The 16923-nt window shown below is 65.6% G+C and carries 18 protein-coding genes; 11 read left to right on the forward strand and 7 right to left on the reverse strand.

Going from position 1 to position 16923, the window contains the following annotated elements; translation table 11 throughout:
- Positions 1-69: 69 nt before the first annotated feature.
- Positions 70-1143 (reverse strand): redox-regulated ATPase YchF, encoded by a 1074-nt coding sequence (gene ychF, locus VJV41_RS00640; protein ID WP_325330031.1) that lies wholly within the window; start codon positions 1141-1143, stop codon positions 70-72.
- An 84-nt stretch (positions 1144-1227) separates the two neighbouring features.
- Between ychF and VJV41_RS00645 the strand changes: the two genes are divergently transcribed.
- Positions 1228-2268: a DUF6542 domain-containing protein gene (locus VJV41_RS00645; protein ID WP_325330033.1), complete on the forward strand. Its 1041-nt coding sequence runs from the start codon at positions 1228-1230 to the stop codon at positions 2266-2268.
- On the opposite strand, the gene VJV41_RS00650 is transcribed toward VJV41_RS00645, so the two are convergent.
- Positions 2265-4025, reverse strand: a complete 1761-nt coding sequence (locus VJV41_RS00650) for a penicillin-binding transpeptidase domain-containing protein (protein WP_325330035.1) — start codon at positions 4023-4025, stop codon at positions 2265-2267. The two genes, VJV41_RS00645 and VJV41_RS00650, sit on opposite strands and share 4 nt — an antisense overlap.
- Entirely contained in the window at positions 4025-5026 is a 1002-nt protein-coding gene (locus VJV41_RS00655; protein WP_325330037.1) for a 4-hydroxy-3-methylbut-2-enyl diphosphate reductase, read from the reverse strand. Before VJV41_RS00655 ends, VJV41_RS00650 begins: the two co-directional genes overlap by 1 nt.
- A gap of 54 nt (positions 5027-5080) precedes the next feature.
- Here VJV41_RS00655 and VJV41_RS00660 point away from each other — a divergent pair, with 54 nt between their 5' ends.
- The 4 genes from VJV41_RS00660 to VJV41_RS00675 are packed head-to-tail and all read left to right on the forward strand — an operon-like array spanning position 5081 to position 8249.
- Positions 5081-5644 carry a lipid droplet-associated protein gene (locus VJV41_RS00660; protein ID WP_325330039.1) on the forward strand — a complete coding sequence of 188 codons (564 nt, stop codon included), beginning with the start codon at positions 5081-5083 and terminating at the stop codon, positions 5642-5644.
- On the forward strand, positions 5641-6864 hold the full coding sequence (gene xseA / locus VJV41_RS00665) for an exodeoxyribonuclease VII large subunit (protein WP_325330041.1): 1224 nt from the start codon (positions 5641-5643) through the stop codon (positions 6862-6864). Before VJV41_RS00660 ends, xseA begins: the two co-directional genes overlap by 4 nt.
- Positions 6861-7073, forward strand: coding sequence for an exodeoxyribonuclease VII small subunit (locus VJV41_RS00670; RefSeq protein WP_325330043.1), 213 nt, complete (start codon positions 6861-6863; stop codon positions 7071-7073). Before xseA ends, VJV41_RS00670 begins: the two co-directional genes overlap by 4 nt.
- A 51-nt stretch (positions 7074-7124) precedes the next feature.
- Entirely contained in the window at positions 7125-8249 is a 1125-nt protein-coding gene (locus VJV41_RS00675; protein WP_325330045.1) for a 3-beta-hydroxysteroid dehydrogenase, read from the forward strand.
- 104 nt (positions 8250-8353) lie between these two features.
- Here VJV41_RS00675 and VJV41_RS00680 read toward each other — a convergent pair whose 3' ends face one another.
- Positions 8354-8878, reverse strand: coding sequence for a 2'-5' RNA ligase family protein (locus VJV41_RS00680; RefSeq protein WP_325330047.1), 525 nt, complete (start codon positions 8876-8878; stop codon positions 8354-8356).
- 3 nt (positions 8879-8881) lie between these two features.
- On the reverse strand, positions 8882-9160 hold the full coding sequence (locus VJV41_RS00685) for a DUF1876 domain-containing protein (protein ID WP_325330049.1): 279 nt from the start codon (positions 9158-9160) through the stop codon (positions 8882-8884).
- Between the two features lie 145 nt (positions 9161-9305).
- Here VJV41_RS00685 and VJV41_RS00690 point away from each other — a divergent pair, with 145 nt between their 5' ends.
- From VJV41_RS00690 to VJV41_RS00700, 3 genes are read left to right on the forward strand one after another with little or no spacing between them, the layout of a single operon-like run.
- Complete coding sequence (locus VJV41_RS00690) at positions 9306-10850, forward strand: arylsulfatase (protein ID WP_325330051.1); 1545 nt, start codon at positions 9306-9308, stop codon at positions 10848-10850.
- 2 nt (positions 10851-10852) lie between these two features.
- Positions 10853-11755: an HAD family hydrolase gene (locus VJV41_RS00695; protein WP_325330053.1), complete on the forward strand. Its 903-nt coding sequence runs from the start codon at positions 10853-10855 to the stop codon at positions 11753-11755.
- Complete coding sequence (locus VJV41_RS00700; RefSeq protein ID WP_414684845.1) at positions 11727-12623, forward strand: formylglycine-generating enzyme family protein; 897 nt, start codon at positions 11727-11729, stop codon at positions 12621-12623. The genes VJV41_RS00695 and VJV41_RS00700 overlap by 29 nt, the downstream gene beginning before the upstream one ends.
- 77 nt (positions 12624-12700) lie before the next feature.
- Here the strand turns inward: VJV41_RS00700 and VJV41_RS00705 are convergent, their stop codons facing one another.
- Positions 12701-13165 (reverse strand): SRPBCC family protein, encoded by a 465-nt coding sequence (locus tag VJV41_RS00705; protein ID WP_325330055.1) that lies wholly within the window; start codon positions 13163-13165, stop codon positions 12701-12703.
- A gap of 89 nt (positions 13166-13254) precedes the next feature.
- Here VJV41_RS00705 and VJV41_RS00710 point away from each other — a divergent pair, with 89 nt between their 5' ends.
- The 3 genes from VJV41_RS00710 to VJV41_RS00720 are packed head-to-tail and all read left to right on the forward strand — an operon-like array spanning position 13255 to position 16078.
- Positions 13255-14025 carry an SDR family NAD(P)-dependent oxidoreductase gene (locus tag VJV41_RS00710; RefSeq protein WP_325330057.1) on the forward strand — a complete coding sequence of 257 codons (771 nt, stop codon included), beginning with the start codon at positions 13255-13257 and terminating at the stop codon, positions 14023-14025.
- Positions 14026-14051: 26 nt separating this feature from the next.
- Positions 14052-14882 (forward strand): SDR family NAD(P)-dependent oxidoreductase, encoded by an 831-nt coding sequence (locus tag VJV41_RS00715; RefSeq protein ID WP_325330116.1) that lies wholly within the window; start codon positions 14052-14054, stop codon positions 14880-14882.
- A gap of 44 nt (positions 14883-14926) precedes the next feature.
- Complete coding sequence (locus VJV41_RS00720; protein WP_325330059.1) at positions 14927-16078, forward strand: AI-2E family transporter; 1152 nt, start codon at positions 14927-14929, stop codon at positions 16076-16078.
- A gap of 17 nt (positions 16079-16095) precedes the next feature.
- Here the strand turns inward: VJV41_RS00720 and VJV41_RS00725 are convergent, their stop codons facing one another.
- Positions 16096-16923: a dienelactone hydrolase family protein gene (locus VJV41_RS00725; RefSeq protein ID WP_325330061.1), complete on the reverse strand. Its 828-nt coding sequence runs from the start codon at positions 16921-16923 to the stop codon at positions 16096-16098.

Raw genomic sequence — 16923 nt, forward strand, 5'->3', positions numbered from 1 at the left:
GGAATGCTACGTCGCCAGCCACGCCATCGGGCCAGTTCGCCTGGTAACGATTACTGCTTCTTCGGCTGGTCAGACGTTGAAGCGGAACTCGACCACGTCCCCGTCGGCCATGACGTAGTCCTTGCCCTCCATGCGCACCTTGCCTGCGGCCTTGGCGGCGGCCATCGAACCGGCCTCCATCAGGTCGTCATACGACACGATCTCGGCCTTGATGAAGCCCTTCTCGAAGTCGGTGTGGATCACCCCGGCGGCCTTGGGCGCGGTGTCGCCCTGGTGAATCGTCCACGCGCGGGATTCTTTTGGTCCCGCCGTGAGGAACGTCTGCAGCTTCAGCGTGTGAAAACCCGCGCGCGCCAACGCATCCAGCCCACGTTCCGTCTGACCGATCGACTCCAGCAGCTCGGCCGCCGACTCGTCGTCCAGTTCCTGCAACTCCGCCTCGATCTTCGCGTCGAGGAAAACCGCATCCGCAGGCGCGACCATCTCCCTCAACGCCGCCACCCGCGCGTCGTCGGTCAGCACCGCCTCATCGGCGTTGAACACGTACAGGAACGGCTTGGTCGTCAGCAGGTTCAGCTCCCGCAGTAACGACGCATCCTTGCCCGCCGCGAACAGCGTCGTGCCTCCGTTGAGGATCTCCTGCGCCTGCACCGCCGCTTCATACGCCGGCCTGCGGTCCTTGTGCGTCCGCGCTTCCTTCTCCAGCCGCGGAATCGCGCGCTCGAGCGTTTGCAGGTCGGCCAGGATCAACTCGGTCTCGATCACTTCGATGTCCGATTTGGGATCTATGCGGCCGTCGACATGCGCGACGTCGTCGTCGGTGAACACCCGCACGACCTGACAGATCGCATCGCTTTCGCGAATGTTGGCCAGGAACTTGTTGCCCAGCCCTGCGCCCTCAGATGCACCTTTGACGATGCCGGCAATATCGACGAACGTCACCGGCGCAGGCACGATCTTTTCTGAAGCAAACATTTTCGCGAGCTCGGCCAACCGCGGGTCGGGCAGCGGCACGACACCCTCGTTCGGCTCGATCGTCGCGAATGGATAGTTGGCCGCCAGCACGTTATTGCGCGTCAACGCATTGAACAGCGTCGACTTTCCGACATTCGGCAGTCCGACGATTCCCAGGTTCAAGCTCACAGGGTCCAGAGTCTAGGAGACTGTGATCGGCACGCCAGAAGCGCGCTGGCGACCACTTTTGGGTACAGCCGGTACGGTCAACGTGTGTCAGGACAGCGCGCACGGTCGGCGGTGACGACCGACCACCGCTCTGCGCTCCCCAACATCCCGGGTGTTCCGTGGTGGGGCGCCGTGCTGCTAGCGGTCACGTTGACGGCCGTCGGCTTCGCCTACGACGCCGGCTCGGGCGACAAAGAGCTGAGCTCCGTCTTCGCCGCGGCATATGTGGTGGGCTGTATCTTTGCGGTCCTCGCGGTGCGGCAGTCCGGAATCTTCACCGCCGTCATCCAACCGCCACTCATCCTCTTTATCGCCGTGCCGACCTCGTATTTCCTTTTTCACGGCGGCCAGATCGGCGGCATCAAGGACCTGGCGATCAACTGCGGCTATCCGCTCATCGAGCGGTTTCCGCTGATGTTCTTCACCTCGGCGGCCGTGTTGCTGATCGGCATGGCCCGCTGGTATTACGGCATGTCTTCACGTCGCGGCGCAGCGCGGACCGCCGCGAAAGAGCCCACGAGCGCTGCTTCGACCCTCACGTCCAAGGTGGCGTCGCTGCTGACCGGCGTGGCCGGCGCGCCCGACGAGGACGACGCCGAAGACACCGAACCGCCGCGCCGCAAGCACACTGTCGACCGGTCCGCCCGGGCCGCCCGGCCGGAGACCAGTTCACGCAGCGCCCGGACCACGAAGCGCACGACACCGTCCCGGTCACGGCACGCCCGCCCGCCAGAGACCGAGATCATCGAACCCGTCGCCGAGCGGCCGCGCCGTACGCGTACACCCCGGAAAACCGATCAGCCCGCCGAACCTCGCCGACGCACACGCACGTCGTCGACACGCGAGCCACGCAAACCCGTTCCTCCGGCCGACCGGCGCACGTCCTACGAGCGACCCGAGCGTCGCCGTCGCTTGGACGACTACGAGCCGTTGGAGCCCCACACCACCAACGGAAATGGCACCCATCATCCGGTTTCGCGCGTGCGCTATCGCGGCGCCGACGAGAGCGACGACCGCGCGGACTACCGGTCGCGGCCGCGGTCCTCTCGCAATTGGCAAGCCGACAGCTGGGAATACGACATCTAACTGCGCGCACGCAGGAACCGACCTGCCGCTTCCACGGCAGGCGCGGAACTGCCTGCGTCGCTGATGAATACGGACAGCGCCAAGTCGCCATCGATGCCGACGAACCAGCCGTGTGCGTGTTGGTCGTCGATGTATTCCGCGGTTCCCGTCTTGCCCAGCATGCCGGGAATGTCCTGCAGCTCGGTGGCGGTGCCGCCCGTAACTGTCTCGCGCATCATCGATTTCACCTGATCGGCGATGGCCGGCGGAAGCGCGTCGGGGGCACGGTCCGGCTTCCCCGGTTGCCCCGCCACGATGGTCGGGGCAGGCACCGAGCCGTGCGCCAGCGCGGCGGCAAGCAGCGCCATGCCGAACGGCGATGCGGTCACCTGGCCCTGGCCGATGCCCTCCTCCACGCGTAGCGCGGCGGAGTCGGCGGCGGGCACCTTCCCGGTCACCGTCGTCATCCCGGGCGCCGTGTAGTCGATACCGAGACCGAGTTGCGCGGCCGCCTTGGTCAGGCCGTCGGGCGGCAGATTCACCGCGAGCCGGCCCATCGTGGTGTTGCACGACCGGGCGAACGCGGTGTGCAGCGGCACTTGGCCGAGGTCGAAGTTGTCGTCGTTGGGGATCTGCCGGCCCTCGATGTTCTCGGTCGCCGGGCATGCGACGACGCTGTCGGGGGTGACCTGGCCGGCCTGCAGGGCAGCCGAAACCGTCACGGTCTTGAACGTCGAGCCGGGCGGATAGAGGCCGGTCAGCGCTATCGGCCCCTGTGCGTCGGCCGCGGCGTTCTGCGCGACCGCCAAGACGTTGCCCGTCGAGGGCTCGATCACGATCATCGCCGCCGGAGTGCTGATCGGCGCGAGCGCGTTCTTGGCGGCGATCAGCATGCCGATGTCGAGCGTGCTGGAGATGTCGGCGACGGGTTTCGGATCTTGGCCGCCGACGCGCCGGGCACCGTCGGCACCCTGAGCGCTCACCGCCCATCCGGCGGCGTCGTCGGTGGCGTGCTGCCAGAGGTCCGTCAGGCCGGACAGTGTCGGCGACGTCAGCGACTTGTCGGTACTCAGCAGACGCGCCTGGGGAGCGAGCGTCACGCCCGGCAGCGCCTTCAGCTGATCCTCGATCGGCGCCAGATCGTCCGCACGCAGCGTGATCGCGGTGACCGGCTGGCCCTGCGCCCCGCTCAGCTGCGTCTGCAGCGACTCGGCGGTGATGCTCTGGTCGAGCGGATTCAACAGTGCTGCAACGGTATTCAGGTCAGCATCAGGCCCCACGTTGACCAGCGTGACGACTTGTTGGGTGAGCAGCCCGGCGCCCGTGCGATCGAGCACCCGCGCGGCCGGATCGGGCGCGAGCGTGCTGTACGACAGCGGGCCGACGTCCAGGCCGGGCGCGACGATCGTCGGGGTCCACCGGATCTTCCAGTCGTCACCGCTGGCGTCGGCATTGCCAGTGGTGGTGTAGGTCCACTGGTTTCGACCGTCCGGCCCGAACTTCCATGTCGTGTTCAACGTGAACGTAGTGCCGTTGTCCTGGCGATCGACCTTGGAGACGTCGACGTGCGCGTTCTTGCCGAGGCTTTCGAAGAGCTTGCCCAGCGTGTCCGACGCCGCGGCTTGATCGGTGGTGACGGCGGCGGCCGCCGATGCGTCACCCTTCGTGAGCGCGTCGGCGAAGGTGTGCACCGTGGCGTTCAACCGGTCCGTGGCATCGTCACCGCAAGCGGCAACCAAGAGTGTGAGCGTGACGAAAAGCGCTAACAGCGAACGCATTACGTGCGCGCCGGGCGGATCTCCCGGGGTAGCGCGAACACCAACGTCTCGTTGGCTGTCGTGACGGGCTGCACGAGGTCGTAGCCGTACTCGGCTAGCCGCTCGAGAACTCCGCGCACCAGCACTTCGGGCACCGACGCGCCGGACGTGACGCCAACCGTCGTCACGCCCTCGAGCCAGGCCGGGTCGATGTCGTCGGCGTAGTCCACCAGGTGCGCGGCGTCCGAGCCCGCGCCCAGGGCGACCTCGACCAGTCGCACCGAGTTCGACGAGTTACGCGATCCGACGACGATCACCAGCTCGCACTCCGGCGCCATCGCCTTGACCGCCACCTGGCGGTTCTGGGTGGCATAGCAGATGTCGTCGCTCGGCGGGTCCTGCAGCTTCGGGAAGCGCTCCCGCAGCCGCTGCACCGTCTCCATCGTCTCGTCGACGCTCAACGTGGTCTGTGACAGCCAGATCACCTTGTCCTCGTCGCGCACAGTGACGCTGTCGACAGCGTTCGGCCCGTCGACCAATTGGACGTGGTCGGGCGCCTCGCCTGCAGTACCGACGACCTCCTCGTGGCCCTCGTGGCCGATCAGCAGGATGTCGTAGTCGTCACGGGCGAACCTCTTGGCCTCGTTGTGCACCTTGGTGACGAGCGGGCAGGTGGCGTCGATGACCCTGAGTTCGCGTGCGGCGGCCGTCTCATGCACCGTCGGCGCCACCCCGTGGGCGGAGAACACCACGATGGAACCCTCGGGCACCTCGTCGTTGTCCTCGACGAACACCGCGCCGGCCTTCGCCAACGTGTCGACCACGTGCCTGTTGTGCACGATCTCGTGGCGCACGTACACCGGCGCGCCGTGCTTTTCCAGCGCGCGTTCCACGGTTTCGACGGCGCGGTCGACGCCGGCGCAGTACCCGCGCGGCTCGGCCAGCAGCACTCGTTTACCGGTAACGCCGCCGGTAACCGAGCTGGAAGCACCCGGAATCCCCATGTTTATCGTCGGCGGCATGGTTCCAAGGGTACTGATCCGAAAGGTCGGGGGGCCAGCCGTAGTCTGGAGGCCATGGCAACTGCACCGTACGGGGTCCGTCTGCTGGTAGGTGCGGCGGTAACCGCGATCGAGGAAACCCGAAAGCTTCCGCAGACCATCCTGATGTATCCGATGACCGTCGCGAGCCAGGTCGCACACCTGGTGATGAAGATGCAGCAGGACGTGGCAGACCTGGTCATCAAGGGTGACGAGACCCTCGACGCGATGTTCCCGCCCAAGGACGAGCAGCCGGAGTGGGCCACTTTCGACGAAGACATCGTGGACGATCTGCCGCCGAAGCCGGCCGCCGACGGCGAACGCCTCACAGAGGGCCGGTTCGCGTTGTTCACCGGCGGTGGACCCGACCCGGACCCGGATCCGGCCGTCAAAGAGGCCGAGCTCGCCGAGGCGGATCCGCCCGACGTCGTCACGGAGCTCGATTACGAGTCGCTCACCTTGGCCCAGCTGCGCGCCCGGATGTCCTCGCTGCGGGTCGCCGACCTCGAGGCGCTGCTCGCCTACGAAGGCGCCACCAAGGCGCGCGCACCGTTTCAGACCCTGCTGGCCAACAGGATCACCCGCGCGACCGCCAAGTGACCGCGTCCGCCCCGCCCAATTCGCCCGAGAATCCCTGGCCCGTTCGCGCTGTGGCCATCCGGGTGGCCGGCTGGATCGACAAACTCGGCACGGTGTGGGTTGAGGGACAGCTGACCCAAATGAAGGTGCGGCCCGACGCCAAGACCGTGTTCATGGTGCTGCGCGACCCGGCCGCTGACATGTCGCTGTCGATCATGTGCCCGCGCGATCTGGTGCTCAACGCTCCGGTAAAGCTCACCGAGGGCACTCAGGTGGTGATCTGCGGCAAGCCGACGTTCCACACCGGTCGCGGCTCATTTGCGTTGCGAGTCAGCGAGATTCGTGCAGTCGGCATCGGCGAGCTGTTGGCCCGCATCGAACGGCTGCGCCAGCTGCTGCACGCCGAGGGGCTGTTCGATCCCCGACTCAAGCGGCCGATCCCCTTCCTTCCGTCCAAGATCGGGCTGATCACGGGCCGCGCATCGGCGGCCGAGCATGACGTGCTGACGGTCGCCGCCGCTCGCTGGCCCGCGGTGCGATTCGAGGTGCGCAACACCGTCGTTCAGGGGCCCAACGCCGTACCGCAGATAGTGGAGGCGCTGCGCGAGTTGGACCGCGACACCGCCGTCGACGTGATCGTCATCGCCCGCGGCGGCGGCAGCGTCGAGGATCTGCTGCCGTTCTCCGACGAGACGCTGTGCCGCGCGATCGCCGCGTGCACGACGCCGGTCGTCAGCGCCGTCGGCCACGAACCAGACAACCCGCTGTGCGACCTCGTTGCGGATCTGCGCGCCGCCACGCCCACCGACGCCGCCAAGCGGATCGTGCCCGACACCGCGGCGGAGCAGGCCCTCATCACGGATCTGCGCCGGCGCAGCGCACGCGCACTGCGCAATTGGGTGAACCGCGAGCAGCACATCGTGAGCCAACTGCGCAGCCGGCCGGTGCTGGCCCAGCCGCTGGCGGCGCTGACCTCACGCGCCGACGAGATTCACCGGGCCCGCGCCTGTGTTCGACGCGACATCACCCGGCTGTTGAGCGCCGAGTCCGAGCGGATCGGCCATTTGTCGGCCCGCCTGTCCACACTGGGACCGGCGGCCACGCTGGCTCGCGGCTACGCCGTCGTGCAGACGGACGCTGGGTTGGTGCTGCGCACGACGGCCGACGCGCCGGCGGGCACGCGGTTGCGCGTACGGGTCGCCGACGGGGCCGTCAAAGTCGTGAGCGAGGGCACTGAATGAAGCCTATTAGTAAACTAGGGTACGAAGAAGCCCGCGACGAGTTGATCGACGTCGTGCAGCAGCTCGAGCAGGGCGGACTGGACCTGGATGCGTCGCTGACGCTTTGGGAAAGAGGCGAAGAGCTAGCTAAACGCTGTGAAGAGCACTTAGCTGGCGCGCGGAAACGAGTGGAGGACGCACTCGCCTCCAGGGATGCCGAGGAATCTTGACTGCGGAACGATTTCTCGCCTAGAGACTCGAAACTGTAACACGTTTCATTTATGCTCGGCGGCATGGGCGATTCAACGCTGACCACCGAACTCGGCCGTGTACTGGTCACCGGAGGCTCCGGCTTCGTCGGCGCCAACCTCGTGACCGAGCTGCTCGACCGCGGCCATCACGTCCGCTCCTTCGACCGGGCCCCGTCGCCGCTGCCGGCGCATCCGCGCCTCGAGGTGCTCGAGGGCGACATCTGCGACGCGAACACTGTCACCAAGGCCGTCGACGGCATCGACACGATCATTCACACCGCGGCGATCATCGACCTGATGGGTGGGGCGTCGGTCACCGAGGAGTACCGACAGCGCAGCTTCGCGGTCAACGTCGACGGCACCAAGAACCTCGTCCATGCCGCACAGACGGCCGGCGTGGGGCGGTTCGTCTACACCGCGTCCAACAGCGTCGTGATGGGCGGCAATCGCATCTCGGGCGGCGACGAAACTCTTGCCTACACCGAACGATTCAACGATCTCTACACCGAGACAAAGGTCGTCGCTGAGCGATTCGTGTTGTCGCAGAACGGCGTTCACGGCCTGCTGACGTGCTCTATTCGGCCCAGCGGCATCTGGGGCCGCGGCGATCAGACGATGTTCCGCAAGGTGTTCGAAAGCGTGCTCGCCGGTCACGTCAAGGTGCTGGTCGGCAGCAAGAACGTCAAGCTCGATAACTCGAACGTGCACAACCTGATTCACGGCTTCGTTTTGGCCGCCGAGCACCTGGTGCCGGGCGGAACCGCACCGGGTCAGGCGTACTTCATCAACGACGGTGAGCCGATCAACATGTTCGAGTTCTCCCGGCCGGTTGTGGAGGCGTGTGGCCAGCCGTGGCCGAAGCTGCGGGTGCCGGGCCGGCTGGTGTGGTTGGTGATGACGGTGTGGCAGTGGTTCCACTTCCGGTTCGGCCTACCCAAGCCTCTGCTGGAACCCCTTGCGGTGGAACGACTTTACCTCGACAACTACTTCTCCATCGCCAAGGCCGAACGCGATCTGGGGTATCGGCCGTTGTTCACCACCGAGCAGGCGATGGCCGAGTGCCTGCCCTACTACGTCGATCTCTTCCACCAGATGAAGGGGCAAGTGAAACCGCACGCCGTCAGCGTGCTCACAGAAGAGCCGGCAGCGGGCTAATCACCGCTCGTCATCGCTTGGCATCGCTTGGCATCGCTTGGCCGAACGTTCCTTACCGCTCGACGTTTTCGCGTTTTTTCGAGTGGTAAGGAACGTTCGCGCGGCTAGGGCAGCTCCGCCAGCGGGCTGATCTCACCCGTCGCGCTGTTGACCAATGCGGCCCGGTCCAGCCGCGCCCTCAGCGGCAGCACGTCCAGCACCGAGGCCACCACGACCGGAAGCTGAGCCAGACTGGCGCGCGGCGCCAGCGAGCAATGCGGCAGCCATACACCCGGCCGGTAGTGCTTGTGCAGTTCTGCTCCCGTGGCGGTCACTGCCTCGACCACCCGCTGTTGGCGCGCAACGAAGTCGGCGCTCACCCCGGCAAGGAGCCACGTCCGGCCGCGCCGAAACAGCCCGACCCCGTCGAAGCTCAGCTCAACCGGTTCACCACCGTCTAGACCGGCCAGCGCATCGTCGACGGCCGCTTGGTCCCAGCGCCGCAGCACCGCGTACGACACATGAGGGACATGCCGACCATGGGTGTGCGAGCGCAGGCTCGGCACTCCCTGCTCTTCGACCCGATCCCATAACGCCCGCACCGCCCGCTCGGATCGCCGGTCGAAGAGCAGGCAGACGGCCAGAGCCACGGCTCAGTGATACAGGTGCACCGCGTGGTGCGTGGTCTGCTCGATCCGTGACGACGCGCTCTGCAGCAGCTCGGTGCCGAGCGCGATCAGCCCGCGCGCGGCCGCGATTTCCTCACCGATCATCGGCTGGCTGCTGTCTTTCGGGTTGCGGTAGGCGTCTCCCAACGTGGTGACGGCCTCGCCGTCGCCGCGCTTGGCGCGCACCCTCGCATGCGTGTGGGTCTCGTCCTCGTCGAAGTCGATCTCGATGTGCCAGTTGTTGCTCAGATCCTTGTCGTACATCGCCATCACCCTCCAGTTACCAGGGTGCTCCGCTAGGCGGCCGCACACCAGATGTATTGACGCTGAATCGTTGACCAAATGCCGGATGGCAACGACGTGACGCTCCTAGGCTTCGACCTAGACGTCAATTGGTTAAGGAGCAGCCATGCCGAACGGGAAGCCGAACATTCTGGTCATCTGGGGCGACGACATCGGCATCACCAACCTGAGTTGCTACAGCGACGGCTTGATGGGCTATCGCACCCCGAACATCGACCGCATCGCCAACGAGGGCATGCGGTTCACCGATTCCTACGGCGAGCAGAGCTGCACCGCCGGCAGATCGTCCTTTATCAGCGGTCAAAGCGTGTACCGAACCGGATTGAGCAAGGTGGGCATGCCGGGTGTCGACGTGGGTATGTCGCCTGACGACCCGACGATCGCCGAGCTGCTCAAACCTCTCGGCTATGCCACCGGCCAGTTCGGCAAGAACCACCTCGGCGACCTGAACAAGTACCTGCCGACGGCGCATGGCTTCGACGAGTTCTTCGGGAACCTCTATCACCTCAATGCCGAAGAAGAGCCGGAGGACCCCGACTACCCCACCGCGGAGGAGGCGCCAGTGCTTCGGGCAGCACTGCTGCCGCGCGGTGTCATCCACTCCTGGGCCACTGAGGAGGACGCCGGCGAGGTCGACGAGCGGTACGGACCACTGGGCAAACAACGCGTCGAGGACACCGGTCCGCTGACCAAGAAGCGGATGGAGACCGTCGACGACGAGACCACAGAGGCGTGCATCGACTTCATCAAGCGACAGCACGAGGCGAAAACGCCGTTCTTCGTGTGGATGAACATGACGCACATGCATTTCCGGACCCATACCAAGCCTGAGAGCCTTGGCCAGGCCGGCCGCTGGCAGTCGCCCTACCACGACACGATGATCGACCATGACCGCAACGTCGGGCAGTTGCTCGATTTGGTCGACGAGCTCGGCATCGCCGAGGACACCATCGTCATCTACAGCACCGACAACGGTCCGCACGCGAACAGCTGGCCCGACGGCGCGACCACCCCGTTCCGCAGTGAGAAGAACACTAACTGGGAGGGGGCGTTTCGGATCCCGGAGGTAATTCGGTGGCCGGGCAAGATTGCGGCCGGCGTGGTTTCGAATGACATTGTCCAGCACCACGACTGGCTGCCGACCTTCCTGGCAGCAGCGGGCGAGCCGGACGTCGTCGAAAAGCTCAAGAAGGGCTACAAGGCCGGTAACAGGGACTTCAAAGTTCATATCGACGGTTACAACCTTCTGCCCTATCTGACCGGCGAAGTCGACAAGAGCCCACGCCGCGGCATGATCTACTTCTCAGACGACTGCGACGTACTCGGGCTTCGGTTCGAGAACTGGAAGATCGTCTTCATGGAGCAACGGTGCAGGGGCACCCTGCAGATATGGTTTGAGCCCTTCACCCCACTGCGGGCGCCAAAGCTGTTCAACCTGCGGACCGATCCGTTCGAGCACGCGGACGTTACCTCGAACACTTATTGGGACTGGTTCCTGGGAAAGGATTTCATCGCGTTCTACGGTGTTGCGATAGTGACCCAGTTCCTGGAGACGTTCAAGGAGTTTCCGCCGCGGCGGGAACCCGCGTCGTTCACCATCAATCACGCGGTGGAGCAGCTGCAGCATTTCCTCGCGTCGCGGGGCGGCTGAGATTGATTGCACTCGACACCTGGGCTAACGGGCCCACCAAGTCGGCGATAATCGACTTCGTCGACCGCGTCACTTCCGAAGGAGGCCCGGATTACGTTGCGCCGCACGAGCGGGTAGCGGTTTTCGACAACGACGGCACGCTGTGGTGCGAGAAGCCGATGTACATCCAACTCGACTTCCTGATCCGCCGATTCGCCGAGCAAGCCGATGCCGATCCGTCACTGCTCGAGCGCCAGCCGTACAAAGCGGCGGCCGAGGGTGACCTGAAGTGGTTCGGCGAGGCCGTCACCAAGCACTACCAGGGCGACGACTCCGACGTCAAACCCCTTGTGGGAGCGATTCTTACCGCTCATCACGAGATCAGCGTCGAGGAGCACCGTGAGCGGGTGAGCGCATTCTTCGACGCGGCCAAACACCCGACGCTGGGTCGGCCGTACACGGCGTGCGGGTATCTGCCGATGGTCGAGCTGCTGCGCTACCTGGAGGAAAACGGGTTCACGTGTTACATCGTCTCCGGTGGCGGGCGCGACTTCATGCGTCCGATCACCAGTCAGCTCTATGGAATTCCGCCCGAGCGGGTGGTGGGCAGCTCGGTGGGGCTGGATTACCGGGATGGCCAACTGTTCACCACCTCGCAGCCGGAATTCCTCGACGATGGCCCGATGAAACCGGTGCGGCTGTGGAGCAGGATCGGTCGCCGGCCGATTCTGGCCGCAGGCAACTCCAACGGCGACATCGAAATGCTGGAGTTCACCAGCGGCATGCGCCTCTTGATTCTGCATGACGATGCCGATCGCGAATTCGATTACACCGCAGGCGCAGAGAAGGCTTTGGCGCAGGCGGCGAAGGACGGCTGGACCGTGGTCAGCATGCGCGATGACTGGACACGCGTCTTTGACCAATGAACTCGTGTGGATTCCCGCGCAGACCGCAGTTCTGGGATCCGATCAACACTACGCCGAGGAGGGGCCGGCACACTCGGTCAGCGTCGACGGGTTCTGGATCCATACCTATCCCGTGACCAACGCTGAATTCGCCGAATTCGTCACAGCCACTGGCTATCTCACGGTCGCCGAGCGTCCGCTGAATCCTGAAGACTATCCGGGCGCACCCGCGCAGAACCTGCAGCCGGGTTCGATGGTGTTCACCCGCACTGCGGGTCCGGTCGACCTGCGTCACCTCAATCTGTGGTGGACGTGGACGCCGGGCGCGTCATGGCGCCACCCCGTCGGCCCGACCTCGTCGATCGACAAACGAGCCGATCATCCGGTCGTGCACGTCGCATACGAGGACGCCGACGCGTACGCGATGTGGGCCGGCCTGGCCCTGCCGACCGAAGCGGAGTGGGAGACCGCGGCCCGCGGCGGGCTCGAGCACACCACCTACGTTTGGGGAGACGAACCCGAGCAGCCCGGGCAGCGTCTGGCCAACTACTGGCACGGCGACTTCCCGTGGCGCCCCGAGCGCGGATACGGCCGCACCACCGCCGTCGGCAGCTTCCCGGCCAACGCCTACGGGGTGTTCGATACGGCGGGCAACGTCTGGGAGTGGACCACCGACTGGTATGCCGACACCCGCGCCGGCGACCCCTGCTGCGAGGCCGGAAGCTACGACCCGCGGCAACCGCAATTTCAGGTGCCGCGCAGGGTCATCAAGGGCGGCTCGTTCCTCTGCGCGGACGACTACTGCCTGCGCTACCGACCCGCCGCGCGTCGGCCCCAGCCCGTCGACACGGGCATGAGCCACATCGGTTTCCGCTGCATCAGGCGGTGACTTGCGGCCGAACGTTCCTTACCGCTCGAGAATTTGGCCGAATATTCGAGCGGTAAGGAACGTTCGCGCGCCAGGCGCTAGCGGGCTTCTGCCGTCTTCTTGATCGCCGCCAACGTCGCGGCGATACCAGACTTAGCCCCCTCGCGCCGCTTGTCGATCTCGAAATCGGCCTGCGTACCGAAGCGTTCGCGGAACCCGGCGATGCCGGGCGGCAGGAACTCCCACGACTCGGTCAGCCGGGTGCCGCCGTTCTCGGGTTCGAAGGTATAGCCCCAATACACCCAGCCGTTGTTGACTTCCCACGCGAATTCACGACGGGGATCGGCGGCCACCACCTGGCAGCGCGCCTCCCACGTCCGCTCCGGGGTGACGTTGCGTCCGGTGAACCAAGCACCAACCTGCGGGCCGGCTCCGTCGTCCCACCAACAGGCCTTGCAGACCGGGCTCCACTCGCCCATCCTGGTCACGTCCGACACCAGCGCATACAGGTCGTCTGGCGTCACTGACACGAAGATCGAATCCGACAGCTTCAAATCGGTCACGGCTCGAGTCTGCCAAATCCGGCTATTGCACTTTCCTTCCGCGGGTGTGAGGTTGGAACGCGTTCTAGTTCCGTCGTCGAAGGGCCTGGATGAGCACTCAACGAATCGCGGTGGTCATCGGTGGAGCATCCGGCATCGGCTGGGCCACGGCGCGGGCATTGGCCGCCGACGACTGCCGCGTCACGGTGGCCGATCGCAACATCGACGGCGCACGCAACAGGGCGGCCGAACTGGGCGACCCGCATACCGCCGCACACGTCGATGTCACCGCCGAGGACTCGGTGCAACGGCTTTTCGAGCAGATCGGTCCACTGGATGTGGTCGTCAACTGCGCGGGGTTCTCCAATGTCGGGCTGATCACCGACATGCCCGTCGACCAGTTCCGCGAGGTCGTCGACGTGTGTCTCACCGGTGCGTTCATCGTCGCCAAGCACGCCGGCCGCAATCTTCGTCCCGGTGGCGCGCTCGTCTCGATCAGCTCACTCAACGGGCGTCAGCCTGCGGCCGGCATGAGCGCCTACTGCGCGGCCAAGGCCGGACTGTCGATGCTCACCGAAGTCGCCGCTCTGGAGATGGGGCCGCGGGGAATTCGGGTCAACGCCGTCGCGCCCGGTTTCGTCCACACTCCGCTCACCGAGCCGGCCGCCGCAATCCCCGGTGTGGTCGAGGAGTATCTGGAGAACACCGCGCTCGGGCGGGCGGGCACGCCCGAGGACATCGCCAACGCGGTGCTGTATCTGTGTTCTCCTGCGGCGTCATGGCTGACCGGTGAGGTGCTCGACCTCAACGGCGGCGCACACCTGAAGCGCTACCCCGACATCCTCAGCCATGTCATGAAGCTCGCGGAGGCTGCGGGATGAGCCTCTTGGGCGAAGAGCCGAAGGCCATGAGTTTCGATGGCAAGCAGGCGATCGTCACCGGCGCAGGATCGGGCATCGGGGCTGCGCTGTGCCGCGCGCTGGCGGCAGCTGGCGCGCATGTCGTGTGCACCGACATCGACGGCGACGCTGCGGCCAGCACGGCCGAGGCGCTCGGCGCCAACGCGCGCCCGGCCCGCCTGGACGTCACCGACGCCGCCGCAGTGCAGGCCGCCGTCGACGAGGTCGTCGACCGAGCCGGCCGCCTGGACCTGATGTTCAACAACGCAGGCATCGTCTGGGGCGGCGATACCGAGCTACTGACGCTCGACCAGTGGAACGCGATCATCGACGTCAACATCCGCGGCGTGGTCCACGGTGTCGCGGCGGCCTACCCGCTGATGGTCCGCCAAGGCCATGGGCACATCATCAACACCGCATCGATGGCGGGGCTGACCGCGGCCGGACAGATCACCAGCTACGTGACCACCAAACACGCAGTCGTCGGACTTTCGCTGGCGTTGCGCTCCGAAGCAGTCGCCCGAGGAGTCGGCGTCTTGGTGGTCTGTCCCTCTGCGGTCGAGACGCCGATCCTCGACAAGGGCGCGCTCGGCGGTTTCGTCGGCCGGAATTACTTCCTTCAAGGCCAGGGCGTCAAGACCGCATACGACCCCGACCGGCTGGCCCGGGACACGTTGCGGGCCATCGAACGCAACAAGGCGATATTGGTGAAACCGCGTCTCGCGCATGCCCAGTGGCTATTCGCCCGGCTGTCGCCGGGTCTGATGCAACGGATGTCGATCGGCTTCATCGAACGGCAGCGCGCCAGCCAGGCCGCCTCTCGCTCGCAGATCCACTGAGCAAATAGGCCTTTCGCGCCCCGCAGCCTGGCTAACGTCTTCGCATGGATACCGAATTCACGGTGACGCAGAAGCGCGCGCTCGCCGTCTGCACGGTGATAGCCATCGCGTTCGGCGCGTACTTCCTGCGCGGCTATTTCATGCTGATCGTGGTGGCGGCCATCGCGGCCTACCTGTTCACGCCGCTGTTCAACTGGCTCAACAACCGATTCAGCAGGGGGCTGTCGGCCGCGCTGACCCTGCTGGCGGCGATCGCGTCGGTCATCATCCCCCTCAGCCTGCTGGTGCTCCTAGCGGTGGTCCAGATCAGCCGCATGGTGAAAAGCGTCTCCGACTGGATCGGCAGCACCGACGTCGGCGCGCTCGGTGACAGGGCGCTGCAGGTGGTCAACGAGTTCCTCGCGCGGCTTCCCTTCGCCAACAATGTTCACGTCACCGCAGATTCGGTGCGAGGCTGGATCGCCAGCGCCGCCCAACACGTCGGCCAATGGGCGCTGGGTTTCTTGCAGGCGGCGGCCGGAAGCGTCTTCGGCGCAGTCACCGCGGCGATCTTGTTCCTCTACGTGTTCATTTCGTTGTTGCTCAATAGCGACAAGGTGCGCACGCTGATCAGCCAGCTCAACCCGCTGGGCGAAGAGGCCACCGACCTGTACCTGGGCAAGATGGGCGCGATGGTGCGTGCCACCGTCCGCGGCCAGTTCGTCATCGCCTTGTGTCAGGGTGCCGCCGGGGCGGCGTCCATCTATATCGCCGGGTTTCACAAGGGATTCTTCATCTTCGCGATCCTGCTGACCGCGCTGTCGATCATCCCGCTCGGCGGAGGCATCGTGACGATTCCGTTCGGCATAGGAATGATGTTCTTCGGCAACATCTTTGGCGGCGTGTTCATCATCGTCTGGCATCTGTTGGTGGTGACGAACATCGACAACGTCCTGCGCCCGTTCCTGGTGCCGCGTGAAGCACGCCTCGACCCGGCGCTGATGTTGCTCGCCGTGTTCGCGGGTATCACCATGTTCGGCGCATGGGGCATCATTGTCGGCCCAGTCCTGATGATCGTCATCGTCACCACCATCAGCGTCTATCTGGCGGTGTACAAAGGCGTTCCCATGGATCGACCCGATGACGACGACGAAAAACCCAAGCGGGGAAGGCTTTTCGAATGGTTTGCGCGACGGTTCAAGCCGCGGCAAACGTGAGGGCCGGTCGGCGTCGCCTACTTCAGGCGCTCATTGAGGAATTCGACGACGCGTTTGCGCGCCTCATAGGCGGGGTGCAGGTCGACCTCGCGGACCTCCAAGGTCAACACCGAGTGGGCCATCTTGCCGAAGCCGTGCTCATTGCCCTTCTTCGAGTTGATCTCGATGATCTCGAACGCGTCGCCGAGCCGGTCCTTGAGCGTCTTGAACCGCGCGCCCGGCGACAGAGGGTCTTCACTGAACCGCAGGCCCAGCGCGCACAGTCCCTCGTTGGCGGCTCGCTGCTCGACGATCTTCAGCTCCGCTTCGGATAGGCCGGGATCGCTTCGCTGCTTCGCGGTCAACCCGATCGGCAGCGACGGCTGGCTCAGCACCGGCGCCAGCACGCTGTCGTCGACCGCGGCCGCGAGCGCGAAACCGCCACTCCAACACTGGCCGATCACCCCGACGCCCTTTCCCGGCGTCTTCTCGTTGAGGTCGCGGGCCAACGCGCGCAGGTAGTGAGCTACCGGACGGTCCGCGTTCGTTGCGAACGCCGCGAATTCCTTTGCCACACAACCGCGCAGCATCACCGGCACCGCGCCCGGCCGGATACCCGGCGCGCCCGGCGTGCCGTACAGCGACGGACAGGCCACGGTGAATCCGTTGTCCACCAAATGATTACCCAACCCCAGCACGCCGGGGTGAATGCCGGGCATCTCGGGGATCAGCACTACGCCTGGGCCCTCGCCCTTGCGATAGACGTCGTAGGTGTACCCGGCCGCCGAAAACGGCGAGGCGGTCCATCCGGCCAGGTCGGCTTCCGGAGCCGCCGGGTCGGCGACATTGGGGTCAGGCGCGGTCAT

It is taken from the genome of Mycobacterium sp., assembly GCF_035274705.1.
GTDB lineage: Bacteria > Actinomycetota > Actinomycetes > Mycobacteriales > Mycobacteriaceae > Mycobacterium.

Bases quoted from the DNA above. Each gene is read 5' to 3' on its own strand.
- VJV41_RS00700 (WP_414684845.1), top strand. From the start codon at position 11,727: ATGACTGGACACGCGTCTTTGACCAATGAACTCGTGTGGATTCCCGCG.
- VJV41_RS00655 (WP_325330037.1), bottom strand. From the start codon at position 5,026: ATGCCGCCGACGATAAACATGGGGATTCCGGGTGCTTCCAGCTCGGTT.
- VJV41_RS00715 (WP_325330116.1), top strand. From the start codon at position 14,052: ATGAGTTTCGATGGCAAGCAGGCGATCGTCACCGGCGCAGGATCGGGC.
- VJV41_RS00670 (WP_325330043.1), top strand. From the start codon at position 6,861: ATGAAGCCTATTAGTAAACTAGGGTACGAAGAAGCCCGCGACGAGTTG.
- VJV41_RS00685 (WP_325330049.1), bottom strand. From the start codon at position 9,160: ATGTACGACAAGGATCTGAGCAACAACTGGCACATCGAGATCGACTTC.
- VJV41_RS00675 (WP_325330045.1), top strand. From the start codon at position 7,125: ATGCTCGGCGGCATGGGCGATTCAACGCTGACCACCGAACTCGGCCGT.
- VJV41_RS00690 (WP_325330051.1), top strand. From the start codon at position 9,306: ATGCCGAACGGGAAGCCGAACATTCTGGTCATCTGGGGCGACGACATC.
- VJV41_RS00720 (WP_325330059.1), top strand. From the start codon at position 14,927: ATGGATACCGAATTCACGGTGACGCAGAAGCGCGCGCTCGCCGTCTGC.
- VJV41_RS00650 (WP_325330035.1), bottom strand. From the start codon at position 4,025: ATGCGTTCGCTGTTAGCGCTTTTCGTCACGCTCACACTCTTGGTTGCC.
- VJV41_RS00725 (WP_325330061.1), bottom strand. From the start codon at position 16,923: ATGACCGCGCCTGACCCCAATGTCGCCGACCCGGCGGCTCCGGAAGCC.
- VJV41_RS00710 (WP_325330057.1), top strand. From the start codon at position 13,255: ATGAGCACTCAACGAATCGCGGTGGTCATCGGTGGAGCATCCGGCATC.
- VJV41_RS00660 (WP_325330039.1), top strand. From the start codon at position 5,081: ATGGCAACTGCACCGTACGGGGTCCGTCTGCTGGTAGGTGCGGCGGTA.